Below are 24,419 nucleotides of genomic sequence, written 5' to 3' on the forward strand. Positions count from 1 at the left end.
GCTAAACTGAGGCATGCTTAAATTACTTAAAACTCAGTTATTTCCTTATATTATTCCATTTAAAGCAAAAGTTGTTGGAACCATCCTTCTCTCTTTTGTTATCGCTGCCGTTGGTGCGCTACAAGTTCGCTTGGTTAAGCCGATTTTCGATCACGGCCTATCACCTGAAGCGACTTGGCAAGATGTCTACCTTTTGGCCGGTGCCCTGGTTGGTTTAAGTATGATTCACTTTCCAGCGCGCTTTTTACACTTCTATTGGATTCGCTTTATTGTCGACCGAGCGACGTGCTCAATTCGTGAAGATATCTTTCGCAAGTTGCAGGCCCTTCCGACTTCTTACTTTGCAAGAAGTAAGCAAGGGAATTTGATTTCCAGTATTGTTAATGACACCCATGTATTCTCTCTTGGATTCAAGTCGATCGTCGACCTTGTAAGAGAGCCTCTCAAGGCCGTGGCTTTTCTAGGAATGGCCTTTTACAGTGATTGGCAATTAACATTGGTGATCTTTTTTATTGCTCCATTTCTTGTCGTTATCTTTGGCGTGTCGGGGAAAAAAGTAAAAAGAAACCAAGGGCAAGTTCAAGAAGAGCATTCTGATTTAACTCACAATATTGCTGAAGGTATTTCAGCTAATAAATTAACAAAGGCCTTCAACTTACAAGATTATATTGTCAGTCGATTTAGCATGGCCCAAGACAAGTTCTTCAACGCTCAAATGAAAACGACTTTCGTTGAAGAAATGGCCCACCCTCTCGTTGAATTTGTAGGAGCGATGGCCTTTGGAGCAACGATTCTCTTTGCCCATTATAGAGTTTCCTCTGGAGCAACAACTGTAGGTGACTTTGTCTCTTTTGTTGCAGCACTGGCCCTCTTTATGGACCCTATTAGAAAATTCTCTCAGGCCAATGTTAAGCTCTCACAGGCTAAAGCTGCTTCAGATAGAATTTTTGAAGTTCTAAAATTGGAAGAAGAAAAAGATGATGGGAAAGTTGAGTTAACTAGCTTTCAAAAAGAAATTATTGTTAAAGACCTAAGCTTCTCCTACGGTAATGGGGATGTTATCAAGAACATGAATTTAGAGGTTAAAAAGGGTGAAAAAATCGCCTTGGTTGGACTTTCTGGATCAGGGAAATCGACGCTCATTAATCTTCTACTTAGACTCTATGATTTTGATAGAGGGGAAGTTCTTATTGATGGTCACCCTCTTAAAGACATTAAGCTTCATTCTTTAAGAGAGCTCTTTGGACTGGTCTCTCAGGATATCTTTCTCTTTCACGATTCAATTAAAAATAACCTCTCGCTTGCTAAAGAATTCTCTGAGCAAGAGATTAAAGAAGCTCTTGATGTCGCTTATGCTAGTGAATTTGTTGATAAATTAGAAGAAGGAATCGAGACGATCGTCGGTGATCGTGGGGCGAGACTTTCAGGTGGTCAACAACAGCGTATTACAATTGCTCGCGCATTCTTGCAAAATACAGAGGTTTTACTCTTTGATGAAGCCACTTCAGCTCTTGATAATGAGTCGGAAAAAGTCGTTCAAAAGGCCCTTGATAGCATTGCTGGAGAAAAAACAGTCATTGCTGTGGCCCATAGACTGAGCACAATTCAAGATTTTGATAGAATCTATGTTCTTCATGAAGGTGTTGTCGTTGAGCAAGGAAATCACAGCGAACTTATGGCCAAGGGTGGAGAATACTCTAAACTTTATGAGTTGAGTCAAAAGTAGCGCTCGGCACTAACTAAAATCCTTATCAATCAGCGATTTTACGCTTATCAACTATGCTTGTGTATTGTACAATGCAGAGGCATTTTAGTTTTTAATTAGTCGAATTTAGTTGATAGGAGCGCGTTGTGTCAGAAACCAACCTAAAAGATATGCAAGACCTCGTTAGTCTTTGTAAGAGAAGAGGATTTATTTTCCAAAGTTCTGAAATCTATGGTGGTCTCTCTTCTTGTTGGGACTACGGACCATTAGGGATTGAGCTTAGAAAAAATATTAAAGATCGTTGGTGGAATGCCATGACTCTTCGTGAAGATGTTGTGGGTATCGATGCTTCAATTCTTATGCACCCTGAAGTTTGGAAAGCTTCTGGACACGTTGATGGTTTCAACGATCCAATGGTTGACTGTAAAGAATGTAAGTCGCGCTTTAGAGCAGATAAAATTGATCTCGCTGCAAACTGTCCAGTTTGTGGAAAATCTGGAACATATACTGAGCCAAAAGACTTCAACCTCATGTTTAAAACTCAAATGGGACCAGTTGAAGACTCATCAGCTCAAGTTTATTTAAGACCTGAAACAGCTCAGGGGATCTTTGTAAACTTTCTTAACGTTCAATCGACAATGAGAAAGAAACTTCCTTTTGGTATTGCTCAAATTGGTAAGGCCTTTAGAAATGAAATTACTCCCGGGAACTTCATTTTTAGAACGAGAGAATTCGAACAAATGGAAATGCAATTCTTCGTTAAGCCTGGATCTCAAATGGAATTCATGGAGCAGTGGAAAGAAATCCGTTGGAATTGGCACCTTGAAAATGGTCTTCGTCCAGAAAGACTGAGATGGGAACCACATGGACCAGGTGAACTTGCTCACTATGCTGATGCGGCAACTGATATTGAATATCAATATGCTCATGGTTGGGGAGAGATGGAAGGTATCCACTCAAGAACTGACTTTGATTTAAAACAACACGAATTATTTTCTAAGAAAAATCTTAAGTATCTTGATGCTGAAGATGGAAATAAAAAATATCTTCCATTTGTTATCGAAACATCTGTTGGTTGTGATCGTTGTCTTCTCGCAGTTCTCTCGGATGCATACCGAGTTGAAAATGAGGGAGACAAAGAAAAAGAAAGAACTGTTCTTAAGTTCTCTCCAAAAGTTGCACCAATTAAAGTTGCAGTTCTTCCTCTTCTTAAAAAGGAAAAGCTTGCTGCACCTGCAAAAGAACTTTTCAATAAACTGAATAAGAAATACCCTGCAGAGTTTGATGTAACAGGAACAATTGGTAAGAGATATAGAAGACAAGATGAAATTGGAACTCCGTTCTGTATTACTTTTGACTTCGACTCTCTAGAGGATCACGCTGTTACAATTCGTGACAGAGATACGATGGTTCAAGAGAGAGTTTCGCTGGATAAAGTCGAGCAATATCTACAAGACAAATTACAATTATAATTGAGAGAGGGAGGCATTGATGCCTCCTTTCTTTTTGGACCATGATACGGAGGGAATCTGATGAAGTGGGTCTATCTATTTAGCAAAGAAAATACTGAAGGTAACAAGGAAATGAAGAATCTTCTCGGAGGTAAAGGTGCAAACCTTGCTGAGATGTCTTCTCTAGGACTTAATGTTCCTCCTGGTTTCACTGTAACAACTGAAGCTTGTATTGATTTTCAAAAAGCTGGAAACCAAATAAGTGATTCAATCAAACAACAAGTTCAAGAAGCGCTGAAAGAAGTTGAAAAAGTAACGGGAAAAGTTTTCGGTGACAGTAAGAACCCTCTTCTTTTTTCGGTTCGATCTGGTGCTAGAGTTTCTATGCCAGGAATGATGGACACTGTTCTCAATCTTGGAATGAATGATGAAACAGTTGAGGGAATGAGTGAGCTCACAGGGGACGCTCGTTTTTCTTGGGATTCATACCGTCGTTTCATTCAGATGTATGCTAACGTTGTCATGGGTTTCAACCACTCATTACTTGAAGCAACTCTTGAAGACTTAAAAGATGCAAGAGGTGTCGATGAAGACACTGAATTAACGGCAGAAGATTTAAAGGATCTTGTGACTGTTTATAAGCAAATCATTTTAGAAGAAAGTGGACGCTCATTTCCAACAGATCCAATGGATCAATTATGGCAGGCCATTGGTGCTGTTTTTAGATCTTGGACAAATCCTAGAGCGATTAAATATCGTGACATAAATGGGATCGATCACAACTGGGGAACTGCAGTTAATGTTCAAACGATGGTGTTTGGAAATATGGGTGACGATTGTGCAACAGGTGTTTGTTTTACACGTGATCCAAGTACTGGAGACAAGAGGTTTTTTGGAGAATATCTAATTAATGCTCAAGGTGAAGATGTTGTTGCAGGTATTAGAACCCCGGCTCCAATCAATGATGAGTCTAAAAATGATTCAAATAGAAATTTGAAAACATTGAAAGAAGCAATGGGTGAAACATTTGATGAACTCACAGAAGTATATCAAAAACTTGAGGCCCACTATAAAGATATGCAGGATATCGAGTTTACTATTGAAAAAGGGAACCTCTTTATTCTTCAAACGAGAAATGGAAAGAGAACGGCAAGTGCTGCTATTAAGATTGCCTCAGACCTCGTTGGTGAGGGGATTCTTTCTAAAGAAGAGGCCATTCTAAAAATTGAGCCTGAACTACTTAACCAACTTCTTCACCCAAGACTTGATCCTAAGGCTGATAAAAAAGTCGTAGCTAAGGGGCTACCAGCTTCTCCTGGTGCGGGAGCGGGAGAGATTGCCTTTTCTTCTGAACTTGCCATTAGCTTAGCTGAATCTGGAAAAAAGGTTCTTCTGGTTCGTCAGGAAACTTCTCCTGAAGATATTGGAGGAATGAATGCTGCTCGCGGTATTCTAACGGCTAGAGGTGGAATGACTTCTCACGCTGCCGTCGTTGCCAGAGGAATGGGGAAACCATGCGTAGCAGGTTGTTCTGATCTTGTCATTAATTACAGTGCTAAGACTGTTTCAGTGAATGGCAAAACATTTAAAGAAGGTGACCACTTAACAATTGATGGTGCAAGCGGAGAAGTATTTGAAGGTCTTGTTCCAACGATTGATGCTGAAATTTCAAAAGAATTTGCTAACTTTATGAGTTGGGCAGATGAATATAGAACTCTTAAAGTAAGAACAAATGCTGACAATCCTGAAGATAGTGAAGTTGCAAATAACTTTGGTGCAGAGGGGATTGGACTTTGTCGAACTGAGCATATGTTCTTTGAAGCCGAGAGAATCTTGGCCGTAAGAGAAATGATTTTTGCTGAAGATGTTATGTCTAGAGAGAAGGCCCTTTCGAAATTACTACCATTTCAAAAGAAGGACTTCCTAGGAATATTCAAAGCTATGGATGGGAAGCCAGTTAATATTCGTCTTCTCGATCCACCACTTCATGAATTTCTTCCACACTCTGAACAAGAGAAGAATGAACTTGCTGAGTATCTTGGAATTGATATTCGTGAAGTTGAAGATAGAGCTGAAAAGCTTCAAGAGTTCAACCCAATGCTCGGGCATCGTGGTTGTCGTTTAGGTGTGACTTATCCTGAAATCTATAAGATGCAAGTTCGTGCAATTATGGAAGCAGCCGTTGAGTCTAGTGAATCTAATATTACTGTTATGCCAGAGATTATGATTCCACTCGTTGCTCTTAAAGGAGAGTTGGCCATTTTAAAAGAAGATGCTCTTGAAGTTATTAAGGCCGTTTTCAAAGAAAAAGGAAAAGAGATCAAGTACAAAATTGGAACAATGATCGAACTTCCAAGAGCAGCAATTACTGCTGGAGAAATTGCTAAAGAAGCAGAGTTTTTCTCTTTTGGAACGAACGATTTAACTCAAACAACATTTGGTCTCTCTAGAGACGACGCTGGAAAATTTCTTCCAGAATATGTTGGAAGAGGTCTAATGCCTAATGATCCATTTGTTTCACTTGATCAAAGTGGAGTTGGATTCCTTGTTGAGCACGCTGTTAAAGAAGGTAAGAAAACCAATGCAAATATGCATATGGGAATCTGTGGAGAGCATGGTGGTGAACCTAGTTCTATTGATTTCTGTCACAGAGCAGGTTTAGACTATGTTTCTTGCTCTCCTTATAGAGTACCGATTGCACGTCTAGCGGCCGCTCAAGCAGCTTTGAATAACAAATAGAATGGAAAAATTACGAAAGTATTGTTTAGATGAATTAAAAGACAAGAACTTCGATCGCTTAGCGGTCGCAGTTCTTGACTTTAAGAACTTTACTTTCGATGCTCTTGAATTTGAAAATGGCCGTGAAGTTCAAGTTGGAGCAGCTGTCTTTGACCTCGCTTCTCTGACTAAGCCATTAACATTGGGCCTTGCTTTTCAGCTTTTCCCTGCCGATTTTTCGATAGATCAAATCCTTTTACTTGAACACAGAGGAGGACTTCCCTCATGGGGAAGGTTGTCTCGAAGTGATTGGAAGGAACAGGTTTTAAGTTATCCTATTTCAAAATCTAAAACTCTCTATTCTGATTTTTCTGCCCTAAGACTTATGCTTGATCTGGAATCTAAGTGGGGAGAATCGATTTACCAGAGACTTTCTTCTCATTGGGATGGGGAACTCAAAAATTGGCTAGATTTGGATTCAAAACTTCATTGTCCTGTTACAGGCTGGAGAAATGGACATCCGATTCAGGGTGATGTTCATGATGATAATGCTTTTGTCATAAATGAGAGAGTTTCACATGCCGGACTGTTTTCTAATATAAACTCACTGGCCCGAACTTTAATCGACTTTGATCAGAACAACCACTTATTAGAAAATATGCTTAAAGAGGACTGGGCTGTAGCAGAGCGTTTCATAAAGGGATGGGATCGTCCAACAGATTTAGAGAGGACACTAGCAGGAAAAGGATGTTCTAAAGAGACATTTGGGCATCTCGGTTTTACTGGAACTTCAATTTGGATTGATGCTCGAACTAAGAAAGGACATATCATTTTAACCAATGAAACAAAGAAGTATTGGTATGACCGCGCTAAAATCAATGAATTTCGTCGAAATGTGGGCGAAATGATCTGGAACGATCAGATTTAATCGTTGTTTCGTGCTTTCAAATATTTACCCCACTGATTTTTCCTAATAGAATAGAAGTATTCAAATCAAGGAAGAGTTATGAATTTAGATAATAAAATAAGCTGGGAAGAACTTAAATCTAAGAGTACTTCGATTAAAAAGATCTTTTTCTACCGTGTTTGTGGAACAGGTATGGGAGCAGCAGCTTGCTTGCTAAAAGAAAAAGGTTACGAAGTTGAAGGGGGAGATAATAATTTTTATCCTCCAATGTCCACTTATTTAGAAAGTACTAAAATACCTCTTTATCAATTAGATGAAATTACACCTGATTTTCTTAAGCAATTTGATCTTATTGTCGTTGGAAATGTCGTTCCAGGAAGTAGTGATCAAGCGAGAATGATTGAATCTCTCGATGTTCCTTTCTGCTCATTTCCTCAGGCCCTAGGTTCACTTGTTCTTAATGATATAAACGTTGTTGGTCTTGCTGGAACACATGGAAAGACAACGACGACTTATTTTGCAACCCAAGTTTTTGAAAAGCTTGGAGAAGCTCCTGGCTATTTTATTGGTGGTGTTGTTAATGGAAGAGCTTCATCAAAACTTGGAGAAGGAAAGTACTTCTTTATTGAGTCTGATGAGTATGACAGTGCATATTTTGAAAAAATCTCAAAATTTAGACTCTATTCTTTGAAAAATATGATTTTAACTTCTCTTGAATTTGATCATGCTGATATTTTTGATTCTATTGAAGACATTAAAAATGAATTTAAGCAAGTTGTCCCTAATATTAAAGGGAGTCTTATCTTTAATGGCGATTATAGTGCTATTAACGAGTTGATTGAAGAAAGCGAATTAGACAATGTTGTTCTCTATGGACTCGATCAAAAGTTTGGACCAAAAATTTTAGATGAAAATGACAAGGGTACTCGATTTGAAATCATTTATAAAAATGAAACATTTGAGTTTTCAACGAACCTTATTGGAAAGCATAATATTTTAAACCTCACTTCAGTGCTTCTCTATGCGCTTGAAGAAGGTTTTAGTTATGAGTCGCTGACTCAATCAATTCTTGAGCTAGAGATGGTGAAAAGAAGACAGGAAGTAAGGGGATTCTATAAAGGAGCTCCTGTCATTGATGACTTTGCTCACCACCCTAGAGCGGTAGAGTTAACAATTGATTCAATTAAAACGAAATATCCCAATAAAGAAATTCTTGTTGTTATGGAACCGAACTCCGCTACGGCCAGAAGTTCTATTTTTCAAAATGAATTTGAACAAGCACTAGAAGATTCTGATTATCTTGTTTTTACAAAACCTAATCGTCCAACAAGCGTTAAAGGTTGTGGTAACCTTGATTACGAAAAAATTGTATCAAGTCTCAATGAAAAGGGGCGTAAGGCCTTTGTTGCTAATGATTTAAATGATCTTTTAACTGTTTTTAATGAGCATGTTGATGAGAATAAAGTCATTCTTGTTTTAAGTAATGGTACATGTCTTGGTCTTTGGGAGTCTGAATTTGTTAAAGAGATTTCGTAATTCGATTTTTGCTCTTTGTACTTTTTCTCTCTCGTTTCACTCTTATGCAAACCAGAGTCATAAGTCTTTATTCTCTTTTAAGAATAAAGAAAGTTATGTACTAAAATCATATGACAAAATTCATAAGAAATTTTCTCGTACAGTTTGCGCTCCTGGAGTTGAAGAAAAATTTTGGCAATTAGATAAAAACTTTAGGGGTGACGGTCATTTCATCCCAACATTAGATGATGAAACTCTCGATAAAGAAGCCATAAAGAAGAACTTATCAGTGTTAAAAGATAAGCATCGTTTTCTTCAAAATGAGCTCGTTAATTTAAGAAAGAAGAAATTATTTAAAAAAAGTATTAATGAAGTACGAATATTAAAGAAGAAAATAAGCAAACTTCTTCATTATAAGAAAGAAAGCTATGGGCCTTCAGCAGGTGAGTTGAAACTAAGAGCCAAGAGTGACTATGAGAGCTTTAAGTCTGAGACGATGGCGTTTCTAAACTCGATCACATTTCTTCATACTTATCCCTTTCCAACTGATTTTGCGAATCTTCGTATGAACTTTGATCTGGTAAAGGATTCTGAAGAGATCTCTGATATCAAAAAGAAGAATGAAATTTATCTCTATCGAAAAATCGTTGAAGATGGAGCGCAGAATAAGAAACACGAAAGACCAGATCGTTATTTAAGGGCAAATATAAGTACTGTTTATTTGCGACTACAAAATACTGATGAATATCTTTCTGAAGATCTTCGCTATGATTTAGAATCTATTTTTGATGGTATCGAAAGGCAACTTCGCTATAGTAAGAGAAAGAAGATTGAGCGCATGCAAGAGTGGACTGAAAGGTCGAAGAGGGCCCTCGACTTCTATGAAATGCTTTTGCAAGACAAAGTTGTTTTAGATGGAAAAAGTCTTTTAGCGACAGACCTATTGGGTCAAAAAGCTAAGGCACGATATGTTTTAAAAGATTTTGTTTTAGAAAAAGAAAAAGAAACTTATAAGTTTTGGATTAAACAAAACCCCCTTTATAGAAGTCTATTTGCTCTTGAAACAATTCTTTATAATGAAGTTGGACGAATCGATTCAAAAGGGGCTCCCGAAAGAAGAAGTGTTGCTCAGGTTGTAATCAATCGTCGCTTTAATGATAAATATAATTCAATGGGCGATGAAACGGATCTTTATACAATTCTTGAAAGAGAAAGAGTCAAAACTAAAAATTATCCTTGGCTAAATGTAATGTTTAAAAAGGGAGAGTTCTCTTTTACTTATTTTTTTATATCAGCAAACCTAAGGATCTATTGTCCTGATCAGACGAAAATCGGAAGGAAGCTTAGAAAAGAGAATTTGAAATTAGTTCTTTCACTGCTTAAAAAGCCAAACTTTTCATTTGGTGCTCTTAGATATTTTTCTAGGGCCTCAATGTTAGGCCGTATTGATATGGCCCCCTTGTGGAGTGACTATCATTCTTTACCAGAGGAGCCTGGGGTTAGAATCTATAAGGACAAAAGGCTTAAAGCACTTTATAAAAAGGGTGGTTATCAATTTCTCTATCGCTTCAAAGATGCAAAGGGAGCTTGGTTTCGCGTTCTTAGAATAGGGCGAAGAAATTATGTTCTCAGTGAGAAAAGCCAGCGATTTTATACCTATCGAAACCCGCATTACTTTCGCTATTTTGAGCAAATAAAAAATAGTTAGTGTTCGGTTTTTTTTCACAGTACATTTTAGTATTGTCCGCCTATGACTATAGGTGTATAGTCACAAAACTATAGTGTATTATTTATTTAATTAAAAAATGTTTATTACGAAATACGGAGTAGAACAATGCTAAAGGACTATACATTTACTTCAGAGTCAGTAACTGAAGGACATCCAGATAAGATTGCAGACCAGGTATCAGATGCCGTTCTCGATGCTATGCTTGCACAAGATCCAGCTTCAAGAGTTGCCTGTGAAACAATGGTGACAACAGGACTTGTTGTTCTTGCTGGAGAAATTACTTCAAAAGCGCAAATTGATTTTCAAGAAGTTGTTAGAAATAAAATTAGAGAGATTGGATATGATCACTCTGACAAAGGTTTTGATGCTAACACTTGTGGTGTTATGGTTGCACTAGATAAGCAATCTCCAGACATCGCTCAAGGTGTAAATGAAGGTGAAGGTACATTCGCTGAAATGGGTGCAGGAGACCAAGGTCTTATGTTTGGTTATGCAATTAACGAAACTGAAAGCTTTATGCCATTAACGATTGATCTTTCTCACAAACTGTCTAAAAGACTTTCAGAAGTAAGAAAAAATGGAACTCTTCCAGAGCTTAGAGCTGATGGTAAGACTCAAGTTTCTGCTCAATATGTTGATGGAAAGATTTCTCACATCAACAATATCGTTATTTCTACTCAACACTCAGAAAATATGTCTCTTGCACAAGTTCAAGAGTCACTTATGGAAGAAGTTATTAAGAAGACTGTTCCTACTGAGTACATTACTAAAGATACAAAATTCTTCCTTAACCCAACTGGTAAATTTGTTATTGGTGGACCAATGGGAGACTGTGGTTTAACTGGTAGAAAAATCATCGTTGATACTTACGGTGGTCACGGAGCTCACGGTGGTGGGGCATTCTCTGGGAAAGATCCTTCTAAAGTTGACCGTTCAGCTGCTTATGCAACAAGACAAATTGCTAAGCACATTGTAGCTGCTGGTCTTGCTGATAGAGCTCTTGTTCAAGTTGCTTATGCTATTGGTGTAGCTGAGCCAATGTCTCTTCTTGTCGATACTTTTGGAACAGAGAAAGTTGATGTTAAAAAGATTGAAGGTGCTGTAAATGAAATCTTTGATATGAAGCCAAAGGCAATCATTGATAGATTAGACCTTCTAAGACCGATCTATTCTAATACTGCTGCTTACGGACACTTTGGACGTGAAGCTGTAGATGGTCTTTTCCCATGGGAAAGGCTAGATTTCGTAGATCAGCTTAAATCACTTCTATAATAGGTAAAAAAGAGCTCCCTAACTGGGAGCTTTTTTTTGCTCTCATCTAAAGTTAAAATAGTAGAATGCAGGATTTAATTTATTTTATCGTTAAGTATATTCCTTTTTGGGCAACGCCTATCATGCTTATGGCCCTCTCTTTTGCCTACGTATACTGGATCAAGGACATTAGAAGTATTGCCTTCTATTTGGTTATTACGTCCTTCCTGTGTTTTCTCATTAACTTGTACTGGTTGGTAACAGGTGGTCCAAGTGGAAGTGTCAGATTTATTCAAGAGTTTGTTTTGTAGCCCCTTGTGTCAATCGGGCAGACCCTGATTATCACTCTTTTACAGGGACTAAATAAGATACTGATATTTAAGTACTTTTTACCATGTAAGATTTCTTCAAAAAGAACATGTGTTGAAAAATTGACACCCATCCTTTAATTCGCTAGCATTTTTTATATCGGAAATGATGTTCCGATTTCAAACCTCAAATGGACTATTCAAGCATGAATGATTTTGATTTTCTTCATAATAATCTAGGTGAAAATTCTAACGATTTTCAAAATTTTGATGACGTTAAAATTCCCGATGTCGTACTTGTTGAAGATGATCAAACTCTAGGTAAAACAATTAAAAAATATCTTGAGAAAACGTTGAATTTAACGATTCACTATGTTCAAGGTCCATCTCAATGTCTAGAGCTAATTTCAACATTTGAGCCTGATAAGAGCTTTTGTTTAATTTCTGATATTAGTTTTGATGAAGGGGGGGCTGACGGCCTTCTTCTTATTGACCTCTTAAAAGAAAGGTCTCTAAACTTTGTTTCAATTGTTATGACAGGTTTTGCATCGATTGAAACGGCCATTACAGCGACTAAAAAGGGTGTTTATCACTATTTAACTAAGCCATTTGAACTTCATATCCTGCAAGATCTCATTGTTAAAGCAATGGATGAAAGATTTGGTGTTGAAAAAAATCTTCTCTTCAAAAAGAAGACCGCCCCGTCTTCTTCGAAAATACAAACGAGTACACTTTCTGAAAGATTTAAAATTGAAGCACCTACAAAAGAAGATATTTTTTGTGGAATGATTGGCCGTTCTCGCGTTATGAGAGAGGTTTTTGAGCGCATTCAAAAGGTTGCTGCTTCGGATTCAACAGTTCTTATTAATGGACCATCTGGTACAGGGAAAGAGCTTGTCGCTAATGCTATCCATACTCTTTCTCTTAGAAAAAATAATGGAAACGTTTCTGTTAACTGTGGAGCGATTCCTGGAGAACTCTTAGAAAGTGAGCTATTTGGTCACGAGAAAGGTTCTTTTACAGGAGCTATAAGCGCTAGAAAAGGACGTTTTGAGATAGCTGATAAAGGAACTATCTTTCTTGATGAGATTGGTGATATGCCTCTTCTTCTTCAAGTAAAGCTCCTTCGCGTTCTTCAAAATAGAACGATTGAAAGAGTAGGAAGTACAACTTCAACGGCCATTGATGTTCGAATTATTACTGCCACTCACCGCAACTTAGAACAAGCTGTCATGGATGGTAATTTTAGAGAAGATCTCTATTATCGTTTAAATGTTATTCCTATTAAAATTCCTGCTCTGTCTGAGAGAAGAGAAGATATACCACTACTTATTTCTTATTTCCTTTCACGTTTCGTTAGTGCTGATGGTAGAAACTCTATCGAGTTTGATGATGAAGCTTTAGAGCTCCTACTTACTTATGATTGGCCAGGTAACGTTAGAGAGTTAGAAAACCTTATGGAAAGACTTGTTATTTTGAAAGGTGGAAGCCTTGTTAGAGCAAGTGATTTACCAAAGAAGTTTTTGGCCCATTCTTCTAAGACTTTTGCTTACTATGAAACAGAGAATTTTATTTCACTTCCTGAGCAGGGGATTGATCTTAAAAAGATGCTTTCTGAGATTGAGGACTCTCTCATTACACAGGCCTTAGAAAAAACCAGCGGAAATAAGAATCGCGCTTCCAAACTTCTTAGTATGAATCGTACGACTTTGATTGAGAAAATGAAGAAGAAGGGCATTCAACTGGAAATTTAGTCAAATAACCAACTTAATCAGTTTTTAAATTACTTGGCCGTTACTAATGTAACGGCTTGTTTTTTTTCGCATTCTTGTCAATGTCATTTTTTTGAGCAGAAAAAAAATCCCACGAGCAAAATTTTCCTTTTAAATTTTTTAAAACACGGTAGAATTATCTCAGGTGCTAAAAAGATCTTCAGGAAGAAGAACTTTTAGTTACCGCCTAGTTATTACTTTATAGAAACAGGAAGTTTCAGAAAGTATGAGAAAACATGCATTCAAATTATTGACATTCTTATGCCTGCTGGGTGCCTCTGGGGAAATTCTTTCCAAGGGATACTTTGATCAGATTCAAAACGATGATTTCCTTCGTTTATCTTTGCACGCACAAACTTCTGAACAACTTATTATTAGTCGCAAGGGAAGTGAAATTGAGATCAAGACTCTCGATCTCGAATTACTAGATAACATCGTTAATGACTTAAAGAGTGAGAAATTAAACGCTAAGTACTTTTCTGGCTATCAACTTCTTGAACCCAATGCAAAGAACAATGTTCCTTCTTTAAAGATCACTTTAGCTAGTCCAAGTGTTGAACTCTTTTCTTTCTATAAAGAAAGAGAGAAGAAAAAGGTTCTCGACTTTTGGATTGATTCAGATTCTCTTGGTACAAAGACTGCTGCAACAAAGCCAGCGGCTAAGGTTACTTTTACTAAACCAATTAAGGGAAAGAAGCTAACAAAGAAGGCTGCTGCTAAAAAGATAGAGAAACCTATAGTTGTAAAAAAGAATAAAGACTATAGAGACTTTAGATATGGAGCTTCTTTTATTTGGGACTATGAGGCGCTTTCTCCGAGAGTTAGTAAACCTTTAAATATTGAGAGAAAGACTCCGGAGTACTTTTATCCTGTAGCGAATAGAGAATTCAATAAAAGTGAAAAAGAAGCTCACTTACAACTTGCTGTAAATCTCTTTAGAAAGAAGAAGTGGGGGCTTATGTATAAGTCTCTTCGTCTATTTGTTCAAAAGTATGGAGAAGATACAGAGATTGATTTAATCGAATATCTCAAAGCTAATGCTATCTTGAGAGAGAATCTTGAAAAAGGTGAAACTGAGCCCGTAAAGATGGCCATTTCAATGTTTCAAAATATTTTTAAAAGAAGTGAAGTTTACGATATGAGAAAAGGTGTTGGGAAATACCTTTTAACTTATTATTTGAACAATAATGAAACAGTTCAAGCTCTTGATCTTGCAAAGAAGATGTACGTAGATTCAAAAGAAAATTTTGACTACGAAGAATCAGATAAAGCAGCAGAATATATCCTTTATACTCTTGCGAAGCTAAATCAAGTTGATAAGGTTAGACAACTAGTTAAAGAAAAGACAATTATTAAGCTGCTTCCTAAGCAAGTTCTTATTGCTTATGAGATGTTCTCACTTTTAAAACTTGGAAAGACTGAAGATGTTCTTTCATATTATAACGAAGTAAAAAATAGTCTCACAAAGCCGGTTCACGAGGCTATTCTATTTAATGTTGCTGAAGCATATTTTAGAGAAGCAAATTACGAAAAAGCAGTTGCTGTTTACGATAGCTTCTTGGCACAGCATTCATACCACATCAAATCATCTGAAGCCCGACTTAGAATTGCTCTAGCCTATGATCTTTTAGATAGAGAACCTAAAAAGGTTGAAGAACTTTATAAAAATGCAATCAATAGATCTCAAAACCCATTTGTTAGCTATGAAGCTAGAATTAGATATGTTGCTCATAGAAGTATTAGAAAAAATGCAATCAATGATGCTGATAGAGAAGTTCGTGTCTTTCTAGATAACGATAATTTAAAAAACATTTCATATGATCTTAAAAAGCTTCTATGGCTAACTCGTTTAAGAACATTTATTAAAGATGCTCAATATACAGAGGCCTTGAGCTTCTTAACTGCTCTTCCATTAAAAACAATGAAAGAAGAAGTGAGAAGAGTTTATGAAGGTGATGGTGCAGAGATTGTTTACGGAATTATGATGGATAATTTCGAAAAAACAGAATACTCAAAAGTATATAGAGCTTGGGAAATTTATAAAGACTCTTATATTAGTCGAGTTGCCACTGATCCATACCTCAATTACATTGTTGCTAAATCACTACTAAAGCTTAATTTCAATGATCTCTTTGAGAAGTTTGTTAGTCGTCTAGAAGGATTAAAAGAAAACAAATTTAAAAGTTTTCCAGTATGGGTTTCGAGAGCGACTGATTCAGACTTCGATACTGTTATAAGTGAGTTAAGGTTGCTAAAGCAATTTCAAATGCAGGATTGGGATGGTGCTTGGAGAAGTATTGCTTCGATTAAGTTTTCTAACACAAAGAAAAAACACTATTACCAAGCTCTGATTCACTATCATCGTAAGAACTTTGATAAAGCAGAAGAAGAGTTTGAAAAGTACTTAACTGAAGCTGGAAAGATGGAAACTGTCGATTCAGTTGAAGTTGCAAAACTATTAAAAGCCTATACTGATTCAATCTATGAGCAGGGGAAGGCCGATAAGTTTGTGAAGGTTACAAGAGCGCTTTTAAGCGATACAGAGAGCCTCAAAGAGAAGAATAAGTATGTTCAAGGAGTTAGAGAACGTATGAATTATCTTCTTCTCGAAATGGTCGGTGTCGAAATGAAACCGGATTTTGTAACTTTTTCAAAAGATGTTACAGCGTTTAAAAAAGACTACCCACAATCCCAATATCTTGGGAGAATTAACTACCTTTTCGGGATCAACCTCGTTAAGGCCGGAAATTCGAAGGAGGGTAGAGAAGTATTTGAAGGGATTTTGAAGGATACAAAATCTAGCGAATACTTAAAAGAAATGGCGAGAACGGAATTATCATTACTCGCTATTAAAGATAGAAAAATATAACCACGGAATAGGTTAAGGTTTATTCAAGACAGGAGGTCAAATGAATACGGTAAATGTCGAACTATTTGGGAAGGATCCAAAAATTGTTAAGGCACTTTCTATCGCAAGAAATGTTTCGGTTACGAAAGCACCAGTGCTTATCACAGGTGAAGCTGGACTAGGAAAGAAGACACTAGGTCACTTCATTCATGACAGCTCAACAAGAGCAAATCAGCAGCTAATGGTCGTAGATTGTTCAGCTGAAGGAAAAGAAGTAGAAAATAAAATTTTAGGTTACAGAGATGAAGAAACAGGTCGTTTCAATCGTGGTGCTCTCGAAGTTGCTAACGGTGGAACCGTTATCTTTGCAAACATCGACGGACTTGAAGATGAATTTCAAAAGAGATTTCACAAAATTCTAACTGAATTATCTGACTATGATATCGATGTAAGAATTGTTGCTACGACAACTAAAAATCTTTCAAAGCTTGTTGGTGCTGGAAGATTTTATAGAGGTCTATATACATTTATTTCACCAAACACAATCAATCTTACTCCTCTTAGAGAAAGAGTTGGTGATCTTGAAATGATCGCAAGACATTACATTACAGAACTTTCTTCTGAAGAAGTTACTCTTAATGACAATGCTCTTAATAAGATTCTAAATCACTACTGGACACATAATGTTCAAGAGCTAAAAGCTGTAATCGAAAGCTCTGTTGCTAATCTTCAAGATGGTGTTCTTGGGGAAGAAGCTCTAGAGATCGGTGAGAAGAGAGCAGTTAGCATGATTTCTGAAGAAGATTCAGAAGGAATTAGACTAATGTCTCTTAAAGAAGCTGAAAGACTACTTATTAAGAAAGCTCTTATTCACACAAGTGAAAATAGAACGCAAGCTGCAAAGATCTTAGGTGTTTCTATTAGAACTCTTAGAAATAAGATCAATGAGTATAGAAACTCAGGAAATGCATACTTCGTAAACTTAAGATAATAAGGACGATACATGATTTCGGACGATAAAACTCTACAAGCACTGGCGACATCACTAAACTTTAGACAGATGAGACAAGAAATCATCAGTTCGAATATCGCTAATGCCGAGACTCCAGGTTACAAAGCAAAGAGACTTGAATTTGAAGAAGCTCTTGCTCGTGCCCTAGATGTTGATGGAAATTTATCGATGTTGACCTCCGACGAAAAACATCACGATGTTGGAAGTGGTGGTTTTGATAATCTTCAGCCTGAAGTCGTAGAAGATTCAAATGGAATCGTTAGTGAAGACGGAAATACAGTTGATAGAGATGCCGAAATGGCAAAAATGGCCGAAAATAAAATCATGTACGATGCATCAGTTCAGCTACTGAATAAAAAGCTGGGACTAATGAAATATGCCGTGAGCTCAGAGAGGTAATAAATGGATCTATTAACAAGTTTGAAAATTAGCTCATCAGGACTATCAGCAACTAGAAAGAGAATGAACGCTATCTCTTCTAACATTGCTAATGCTCAAACGACGAGAACTGCTGAAGGTGGACCTTACCGTAAGAAAGAAGTTGTTTACGGAGCGGAACCTGCAAGAGAGAACTTTTCAGAAATACTTGAAGGTGAAATTGATGCTCAAGCTCAGTCTGTCCACGCGACAGAGGTAATTTCAACTAATAAACCACCTATTCTAAAATATGAGCCACATCACCCAGATGCAAATGCACAAGGTTATGTGGCCTATCCTAACATTAATGTTATGGAAGAAATGGCCAATATGATCTCAGCTTCAAGAGCATATGAAGCCAATGTTAATACAATGAATACTACGAAGAATATGGCCATGAAGGCCCTAGAAATCGGTAGAAACTAAGGGAGAGATAGTTTATGCCAATCAATAATGTTTCATCAATGAACGAAATTTTAAGTAAACATGGTGCTCACGAGTGGTCTAAGTCCGCTGAGGTGAATATCAAAAAGCCACTTGATTTTAGTGATGTTAACTTTGATGAACTACAAGTTGGTAAAACGAGCCAAAGCTTTAGCGACATGCTAAATGCTTCTATTAAAGATGTTAATAAACTGCAAAAGGATGCGGATGTTGCTGTTCAAAAGCTCGCATCTGGACAGTCTAAAAATCTACACGAGACAATGCTGGCGGTAGAGAAGGCTGAAATTGCTTTCAAGACGATGAACCAAATTCGTATGAAAGTAATCGACGCCTATAAAGAAGTAATGAGAATGCAAGTCTAATTTAGGCTTGAGTTAGGGCATGAAGCCCGCTAGAGAATCAGGAGGATTCCCTTGCAGGACTTTTTAGAAAAAATTATAAGAAATTTCTCGGAATTTTATCAAAGTCTAGATGCTTCAAAGAAGATCGGTCTTGTCTCAATTTCTGTCTTTATTGTAGGTGTTTTATCGGCACTTATTATTTGGGCATCGAAAACGAGATTTGAAGTCCTTTATACAGATCTTAATAAAGAAGATTCAAAGAAAATTGCTGTCATCCTTGAGCAGAACAAGATTGATTATCAACTGACAAATGATGGTAAAACAATCATGATTCCAGAGGACATGGTAGAAGTATGGAGACTTCAACTTGCAACGAAAGGTGTGAACTTTTCGGGAACAGTTGGTTATGAAGTTTTCGATAAGCAATCATTTGGAACGACAAGTTTCGTTCAAAAAGTAAATAAGCAAAGAGCACTTGAAGGTGAGCTGATCAAGACGATTACTTATCTTAGAGGAGTTAAAAGGGCCAGAGTTCACCTTTCAATCCCTGAATCAAGTCCATTTGCCTCTGAGAAAAAACCACCTTCTGCTTCAGTTGTCCTAGAGCTTAATAGAGGTGTTGTTCTTACTGAAACTGAAATTAGAGGAATCGGCTCACTTGTTTCATCTACTGTTGAAGGAATGAGAACTGAAAATGTCGTCATTCTAGATCATAGGGGTAAGAAGCTTTCTGATAATATCGGCGATATTATGACAGCTAATACGGCGAATCGTTTAGCTCTTGAATCAAAGTTAAACAGCCAGTATGAATCTCAAATTGAAGAAATTCTAAGTAAAGTTGTTGGTGCGGGTAAAGTTATTGCGAAGGTAACTGTTAAGCTAGATTACACCGAATCTGTATCGACGAGTACAGAATATGATTCAGAAAATAAAGCTGTTCTATCCGAAGTTGCGAATGTTCAAAAACTAAATGGTTCAAGACCATCTCCACAAGGAATTCCTGGAGCGAGATCAAATGTTCCAGGTGAGCAACCGCAACCAGGTATCCCTGAGACGAGAAATAATGTCGATAAATCTCTGACGACAAGAAACTATAATGTTCCAACTAAGATTACGAAGTCGAAAAAACCAACGGCATCTGTGAATAATATTTCAGCTGCTGTTATGATCGATGGAAAGATGGTTCCTATGAAAGGTGAGGGTGGACAGACTGTTATGCAGTATGAGCCATGGTCGGAAGCTGATATCGCCAACTTTCAAGCGATTGTTGCTTCAACACTTGGGATTGACAATAAAAGAGGTGATAAAATTGTTATTAAAAATATGCAATTTCATCACGAAGATATGGAAGGTGTTGAAGCTCTGATGCGAGAGCGTGAAAATAGAGAACTTCTTAAAAACATAGTAAAATATGTAGCAGTTGGTCTCGTTATCTCACTTTTCTTCTTCCTTGTTGTTAGACCATTTATTCAGTGGATTACTGATAACACGGTTGAGACTGTTGAAGACTTTCTTCCTAAGACTCTTGAAGAGCTTGAGAAGGTACAGGCTAACCAGAAACTTCCTGGACTTGAAGATGCTCTTCCTCAGATTGAAGAAAAACTCAATCCAGAGAAGATTGAAGGAAATATGCTACGTGAGAAGATTATCTCTCTGGTAGAAGGAAACCCTGGTAAAGCAGCACAAATCCTTCATGAAATGATTCATGCAAATGAGTCGGATAAACAAATCGCTTAATGGTAAAGGAGAACCGTTGTGAGTAAGAATTTAGATCCAGATGTAGAATACTCCCTGCTTACCGGGCAGGACAAAGCAGCACTGCTTTTGAGTTCTCTTGGAGTAACAACGACACAGTTAATCTTTTCTTATATGAAGGATAACGATGTAAAACGAATGATTAATGCGATGGCAAACATTCGTCGTGCTCCAATTTGGATGATTAAAAGAGTTCTAGAAGAATTCTACTCACAGCTTAATGAAGAGAACGATCTCCTATTCTCTGAAAACTCTGGGCGTGACTTTATCGTTAATGCTCTTGGTGAAGATAGAGCGAAGCAACTTCTTGGTCAGATTGTTGATGTTGGAGCTTCAAACACACTTGAATCTCTTGAGCTTGTAGATACAAGAACTCTTGCTAACTTCCTTATTAATGAACACCCTCAGACGATTGCCTTAATTGTCGCTCACCTGAATCCAGAAAGAAAAGTAGACGTCCTAAGACGTCTTCCGGAAGGACTTCAGGCAGAGGTTGTTCTTAGGGTGGCAAACCTTGACCACGTATCACCAGAACTCATTGCTCAACTTGATGATGTTCTTAAAACTGAGCTTAGTACTCTTGGCTCAATCGATACGAATCAACTTGGTGGTGTTGAACCTATCGCTGATATGCTTAACCTTATGGATAAGAACAGTGAGAAGAACATCATGGGAAGAGTTGAAGAGAAAGATCCTGAGCTTGCTGAAGAAATTAGAAAACTCATGTTCGTATTTGAAGACCTTGTCTATGTTGATGACAAAGGGATTCAAAACCTTCTTAAAGAAGTTGATGGTCAAAAACTTGTTATTGCTCTTAAAACAGCGCCAGAAGATGTTAAAACTAAACTCTTTAAGAACATGTCAAATAGAGCGGCTACACTTCTCAAGGAAGACCTCGAGACGCTTGGGCCAACGAAGTTATCAGATGTTGAAAAAGCTCAAGCTGAAATTGTACAGAAAGCAAAAGATCTTGAATCTCAAGGTAAAGCATTTATCTCTCGTGGTGGAGACTCAGACGCTCTCGTTTAATTAGAGCACTAAAGGATAATAATGGATTTTGATGTTAAAAATTACGAGTTTCAATCTTTCTCTGGATCTAAGTTAAAAGACGGGGAAGTTTCTGATTTCGAGTTTAGTAACTTGGAAGGAAAGACGATTGAACAAATTGAGCGTCATCAACAGATTATTAAATCTGAAAGAAAAGTTGCTCGAACATCAAATTTCAATATTTCTCCGATTGTTAGACATCACAGAGGAATTCAAGATCAGGAAGAAGCTGAAACTGAAAGACGTATTCAAGATGAAGTAGAACGTCGTGTTGCTGCTATTCAAGAACAAGCTTATGCCGATGGGTATGATAAAGGTGTTCAAATTGGTCGAGAAGAGGTTTACGAGCAAACAATTAAGCAGACTGAAGAGAAGTTAGAAACTCTTTCTGCAATTATTAATGATGTTCTTGTTTCACAAGAAGACATATTACAAAATCAAAAGCTTCAAATCTATTCACTAGTTAAGACACTGTCTAAATGGGTCATTTTGAAAGAATTAGAAGATGATGGGCAATATATTGAACGCCTTTTAGAAAAGCTTATTCTTGAAATGCAAACAAAGAAGAATCTTCTTATTCGCGTTGATCAAAAAGATTTTGAACAAATGCCTGAAGTTCTCGAACATGTTCAAAAGAGATTAGGGGAGCTCGTCAATGTAAGAGTTGAGACAGACTATGACATTGAGGGGCCAGGAATTGTCCTAGAGTCTGAAAATGGAATTATCAACGGGACAATCGAGGAACAATTTAAAAGCCTATCGAAACTATTTGAAAGTGTTGGAGTAATTGAAGATGCCAACGAATAATATCCTCGATTTAGAAGCAATTCATAAAGCCTACGAATATGCGACTCCCTATCAAAAAATTGGAAAGGTGAGAGCATCGAAGGGAATGCTTTATGAAATTAATTTGGCAAGAGCCGTTATTGGTTCCAATGTTGAATTTGTAACAGAGTTTGGTGACTCTTGTTTAGGAGAAGTTGTTTCTATTGATGGTAACCGTTGTTTGGCGATGCCGTATTCTGAAATTTCTGGAATAAATTCTGAAACAAAAGTTTATTTAAAAGATTTAACAACAACGATAAGAATTTCTCATGAGATGATTGGTCGTGTTATTGATTTCCAAGGTAATCCTATCGATGGTAAAGGGCCAATAGAAAACTTTGTCGAAAGTAGAAGTATTTTTGGAAAACCGATTAATCCTCTGGAACGACCTCCAATTCGCGAACAACTCGACACTGGAGTAAATGCAATCAATTGTTTTATGACTGCAGGAAAAGGTCAGAGAATGGCGATTATGGCCGGGTCTGGTGTAGGTAAGTCTGTTACCTTAGGAATGATTGCAGAAAATTCTTCGGCCGATGTTAACGTTATCGCCCTCATCGGAGAGCGTGGTCGTGAGGTTCTTGAATTTATTGAATCAGACTTAGGTCCAGAAGGACTTAAAAAGTCGATTGTTGTTGTGGCAACTTCTGATACATCTCCTTTGATTCGTATGAAAGCTGCTTATGTCGCAACGACATTATCAGAATATTTTCGTGATCAAAATAATGATGTTCTTCTTATGATGGATTCAATCACACGTTTTGCTATGGCAAATCGTGAAATTAGTTTAAGTGCCGGAGATCCTCCAGGACAAAAAGGTTATACGCCATCTGTTTTTGCTCAATTACCAAAACTGATGGAAAGAGCTGGAACAAAAGCTGGAGCAGGAACAATTACTGGAATCTATACTGTCCTTGTTGAAGGGGGAGATATGGATGAACCTATTGCTGACGCGGTTCGAGGGATTTCTGATGGTCACATCATTCTCTCTCGTGATCTCGCATCAAAGAACCAATTTCCTGCCATCGATATTCTTCAATCTCTTTCAAGGGTTATGAATAAAGTTGTTTCAAGTGAGCATCGAGTTGTTGCCGGTCACTTAAGAGACCTTCTAGCTTCATACAAAGAAAGTGAAGATCTCATTAGTGTAGGAGCTTATGCTAGAGGATCGAATCCTAAAGTAGATAAGGCCTTATCTATTTATGATGAACTTATGGATCTTATGAAGCAATTTCAAGGAATGAGTGAACCAATGACGATGGAAGAACTTTATGATCGTATGGTTGATTTAGCGAGAAAAGCTGAGCAAAGTATACAACCAGTAGGATAAGGATATTAGATGCCTAAGAAGTTTAAATTTAAATTAGAAGGGCTATTAAAGGTTCGAGAATTTAAAGAGAAAAAGATCAAGATTGAGCTTGGTGAACTTCTTAAGGAAATGAATGACGTAGAAGATAGAATTCGTGTTCTTAAAGATGAGATTGCGCAGACCTATGAGGCACAAGAGGCTTTCGTTGCTGAGCCCGCAGCTGGGAGAATGATTCAATTCTTTCCTGCATTTATTGAGGCCAAAAATAACGATATAAAAAATAATGAGAACCTCCTTTACTCTCTTAAACGAAAATATGATGAAAAAGTTCAAGAGATGAGTAAGGCCAAGGGTGACGTTAAAATTATGGAAAACTTCAAAGAAAAAAAGAAGACTGAACATTATAAAGAAATAGAAAAGAAGTTATTAGAGGCCATTGAAGAACATACAATGGCCAAGAAATTTAGAGAAAAGGGAGAAAATCTCTAATGAAAAAAATAATTTGTCTCCTCGCCTTAAGTTTATGCTTACAGACGATGGCCAATGAAAATAAAGATTCAGACAAGCTTTCTTTTACTAAAGAAGAATTTAAAAAAGCTGTCATGGATGAGTTAAGTAAGAAGATGAAGCAAACTGGTCGTGGTAACATGATTGATTTTTCGAAAAGTCTTATAAAAAAAGAAGAGGAACTCAAAGAAAAAGAACTTGCGATCTCTAAGAGAGAGGAGCAGTTAAAACTTAATGAAAAGCAGTTTGTCTCTCGTGTAGAAGCTTTCAAGCAAGAACAATCGAAGTTCATTGCCTGCCTTGATGAAGTTGATAAGAAGGCCAATGATCGCATTGCTCATATGGTAAGTATTGTCTCTGGAATGAGACCACAAAAAGCCGCAGATCTACTATCTGAACAGGAAGCTGAAATTTCTGTAAAAATAATTAGTGAATTAGATGGAGCTAAGAGCGCGAAAATATTCAATTTAATGGATAAGGAAATATCTGCCCGGCTTCAAAAATTATACCTAAAGATGAAAAAATAATACAGTGTGTTACCGGTGGGTAAGGAAAAAT

At 37.2% G+C, this 24,419-nt stretch carries 20 protein-coding genes; all 20 read left to right on the top strand.

Features of this window, described 5'->3' with window-relative positions; genetic code table 11:
- Positions 1-13 precede the first annotated feature (13 nt).
- The 20 genes from HBN50_RS05960 (at position 14) to HBN50_RS06055 (ending at position 24,388) form a co-directional block, all read left to right on the top strand.
- On the top strand, positions 14-1,726 hold the full coding sequence (locus HBN50_RS05960) for an ABC transporter ATP-binding protein (RefSeq protein WP_273868631.1): 1,713 nt from the start codon (positions 14-16) through the stop codon (positions 1,724-1,726).
- 125 nt (positions 1,727-1,851) lie between these two features.
- Positions 1,852-3,177, top strand: coding sequence for a glycine--tRNA ligase (locus HBN50_RS05965; protein ID WP_273868632.1), 1,326 nt, complete (start codon positions 1,852-1,854; stop codon positions 3,175-3,177).
- Between the two features lie 60 nt (positions 3,178-3,237).
- Positions 3,238-5,895: a pyruvate, phosphate dikinase gene (gene ppdK, locus HBN50_RS05970; RefSeq protein ID WP_273868633.1), complete on the top strand. Its 2,658-nt coding sequence runs from the start codon at positions 3,238-3,240 to the stop codon at positions 5,893-5,895.
- A gap of 1 nt (position 5,896) precedes the next feature.
- Positions 5,897-6,802, top strand: a complete 906-nt coding sequence (locus tag HBN50_RS05975; protein WP_273868634.1) for a serine hydrolase — start codon at positions 5,897-5,899, stop codon at positions 6,800-6,802.
- Between the two features lie 78 nt (positions 6,803-6,880).
- Positions 6,881-8,317, top strand: a complete 1,437-nt coding sequence (locus tag HBN50_RS05980; protein WP_273868635.1) for a UDP-N-acetylmuramate--L-alanine ligase — start codon at positions 6,881-6,883, stop codon at positions 8,315-8,317.
- Positions 8,298-10,004 carry a hypothetical protein gene (locus HBN50_RS05985; protein WP_273868636.1) on the top strand — a complete coding sequence of 569 codons (1,707 nt, stop codon included), beginning with the start codon at positions 8,298-8,300 and terminating at the stop codon, positions 10,002-10,004. The genes HBN50_RS05980 and HBN50_RS05985 overlap by 20 nt, the downstream gene beginning before the upstream one ends.
- 126 nt (positions 10,005-10,130) lie before the next feature.
- On the top strand, positions 10,131-11,297 hold the full coding sequence (gene metK / locus HBN50_RS05990) for a methionine adenosyltransferase (protein WP_273868637.1): 1,167 nt from the start codon (positions 10,131-10,133) through the stop codon (positions 11,295-11,297).
- 65 nt (positions 11,298-11,362) lie between these two features.
- Positions 11,363-11,587 (top strand): hypothetical protein, encoded by a 225-nt coding sequence (locus HBN50_RS05995; RefSeq protein ID WP_273868638.1) that lies wholly within the window; start codon positions 11,363-11,365, stop codon positions 11,585-11,587.
- Positions 11,588-11,790: 203 nt separating this feature from the next.
- Positions 11,791-13,338 (top strand): sigma-54-dependent transcriptional regulator, encoded by a 1,548-nt coding sequence (locus tag HBN50_RS06000; RefSeq protein ID WP_273868639.1) that lies wholly within the window; start codon positions 11,791-11,793, stop codon positions 13,336-13,338.
- A gap of 244 nt (positions 13,339-13,582) precedes the next feature.
- Complete coding sequence (locus HBN50_RS06005; RefSeq protein WP_273868640.1) at positions 13,583-16,225, top strand: tetratricopeptide repeat protein; 2,643 nt, start codon at positions 13,583-13,585, stop codon at positions 16,223-16,225.
- 40 nt (positions 16,226-16,265) lie between these two features.
- Positions 16,266-17,195 (top strand): sigma-54-dependent transcriptional regulator, encoded by a 930-nt coding sequence (locus tag HBN50_RS06010; RefSeq protein ID WP_273868641.1) that lies wholly within the window; start codon positions 16,266-16,268, stop codon positions 17,193-17,195.
- Between the two features lie 12 nt (positions 17,196-17,207).
- On the top strand, positions 17,208-17,615 hold the full coding sequence (gene flgB / locus HBN50_RS06015) for a flagellar basal body rod protein FlgB (RefSeq protein WP_273868642.1): 408 nt from the start codon (positions 17,208-17,210) through the stop codon (positions 17,613-17,615).
- Between the two features lie 3 nt (positions 17,616-17,618).
- On the top strand, positions 17,619-18,059 hold the full coding sequence (gene flgC / locus HBN50_RS06020; protein WP_273868643.1) for a flagellar basal body rod protein FlgC: 441 nt from the start codon (positions 17,619-17,621) through the stop codon (positions 18,057-18,059).
- 14 nt (positions 18,060-18,073) lie between these two features.
- On the top strand, positions 18,074-18,439 hold the full coding sequence (gene fliE / locus HBN50_RS06025) for a flagellar hook-basal body complex protein FliE (protein WP_273868644.1): 366 nt from the start codon (positions 18,074-18,076) through the stop codon (positions 18,437-18,439).
- A gap of 51 nt (positions 18,440-18,490) precedes the next feature.
- Complete coding sequence (fliF, locus tag HBN50_RS06030) at positions 18,491-20,155, top strand: flagellar basal-body MS-ring/collar protein FliF (RefSeq protein WP_273868645.1); 1,665 nt, start codon at positions 18,491-18,493, stop codon at positions 20,153-20,155.
- A gap of 18 nt (positions 20,156-20,173) precedes the next feature.
- Entirely contained in the window at positions 20,174-21,202 is a 1,029-nt protein-coding gene (gene fliG / locus HBN50_RS06035; RefSeq protein WP_273868646.1) for a flagellar motor switch protein FliG, read from the top strand.
- Positions 21,203-21,223: 21 nt separating this feature from the next.
- On the top strand, positions 21,224-22,027 hold the full coding sequence (locus HBN50_RS06040; RefSeq protein WP_273868647.1) for a FliH/SctL family protein: 804 nt from the start codon (positions 21,224-21,226) through the stop codon (positions 22,025-22,027).
- Positions 22,014-23,375 carry a FliI/YscN family ATPase gene (locus HBN50_RS06045; RefSeq protein WP_273868648.1) on the top strand — a complete coding sequence of 454 codons (1,362 nt, stop codon included), beginning with the start codon at positions 22,014-22,016 and terminating at the stop codon, positions 23,373-23,375. Before HBN50_RS06040 ends, HBN50_RS06045 begins: the two co-directional genes overlap by 14 nt.
- A 9-nt stretch (positions 23,376-23,384) precedes the next feature.
- Positions 23,385-23,843, top strand: coding sequence for a hypothetical protein (locus tag HBN50_RS06050; RefSeq protein WP_273868650.1), 459 nt, complete (start codon positions 23,385-23,387; stop codon positions 23,841-23,843).
- The gene (locus tag HBN50_RS06055; RefSeq protein ID WP_273868653.1) at positions 23,843-24,388 is read left to right on the top strand and encodes a MotE family protein; all 546 of its coding nucleotides are present in this window, start codon (positions 23,843-23,845) and stop codon (positions 24,386-24,388) included. Before HBN50_RS06050 ends, HBN50_RS06055 begins: the two co-directional genes overlap by 1 nt.
- Positions 24,389-24,419 lie beyond the last annotated feature (31 nt).

It is taken from the genome of Halobacteriovorax sp. GB3 (genome assembly GCF_028649655.1).
In the GTDB taxonomy this organism is placed as follows: Bacteria; Bdellovibrionota; Bacteriovoracia; order Bacteriovoracales; family Bacteriovoracaceae; genus BSW11-IV.

Excerpts from the sequence above, each read along its gene's own strand:
- HBN50_RS05960 (WP_273868631.1), top strand. The coding sequence starts at position 14 with ATGCTTAAATTACTTAAAACTCAGTTATTTCCTTATATTATTCCATTT.
- ppdK (WP_273868633.1), top strand. The coding sequence starts at position 3,238 with ATGAAGTGGGTCTATCTATTTAGCAAAGAAAATACTGAAGGTAACAAG.
- HBN50_RS05975 (WP_273868634.1), top strand. The coding sequence starts at position 5,897 with ATGGAAAAATTACGAAAGTATTGTTTAGATGAATTAAAAGACAAGAAC.
- HBN50_RS05980 (WP_273868635.1), top strand. The coding sequence starts at position 6,881 with ATGAATTTAGATAATAAAATAAGCTGGGAAGAACTTAAATCTAAGAGT.
- metK (WP_273868637.1), top strand. The coding sequence starts at position 10,131 with ATGCTAAAGGACTATACATTTACTTCAGAGTCAGTAACTGAAGGACAT.
- HBN50_RS05995 (WP_273868638.1), top strand. The coding sequence starts at position 11,363 with ATGCAGGATTTAATTTATTTTATCGTTAAGTATATTCCTTTTTGGGCA.
- HBN50_RS06000 (WP_273868639.1), top strand. The coding sequence starts at position 11,791 with ATGAATGATTTTGATTTTCTTCATAATAATCTAGGTGAAAATTCTAAC.
- HBN50_RS06005 (WP_273868640.1), top strand. The coding sequence starts at position 13,583 with ATGAGAAAACATGCATTCAAATTATTGACATTCTTATGCCTGCTGGGT.
- HBN50_RS06010 (WP_273868641.1), top strand. The coding sequence starts at position 16,266 with ATGAATACGGTAAATGTCGAACTATTTGGGAAGGATCCAAAAATTGTT.
- flgB (WP_273868642.1), top strand. The coding sequence starts at position 17,208 with ATGATTTCGGACGATAAAACTCTACAAGCACTGGCGACATCACTAAAC.
- flgC (WP_273868643.1), top strand. The coding sequence starts at position 17,619 with ATGGATCTATTAACAAGTTTGAAAATTAGCTCATCAGGACTATCAGCA.
- fliE (WP_273868644.1), top strand. The coding sequence starts at position 18,074 with ATGCCAATCAATAATGTTTCATCAATGAACGAAATTTTAAGTAAACAT.
- HBN50_RS06040 (WP_273868647.1), top strand. The coding sequence starts at position 21,224 with ATGGATTTTGATGTTAAAAATTACGAGTTTCAATCTTTCTCTGGATCT.
- HBN50_RS06045 (WP_273868648.1), top strand. The coding sequence starts at position 22,014 with ATGCCAACGAATAATATCCTCGATTTAGAAGCAATTCATAAAGCCTAC.
- HBN50_RS06050 (WP_273868650.1), top strand. The coding sequence starts at position 23,385 with ATGCCTAAGAAGTTTAAATTTAAATTAGAAGGGCTATTAAAGGTTCGA.
- HBN50_RS06055 (WP_273868653.1), top strand. The coding sequence starts at position 23,843 with ATGAAAAAAATAATTTGTCTCCTCGCCTTAAGTTTATGCTTACAGACG.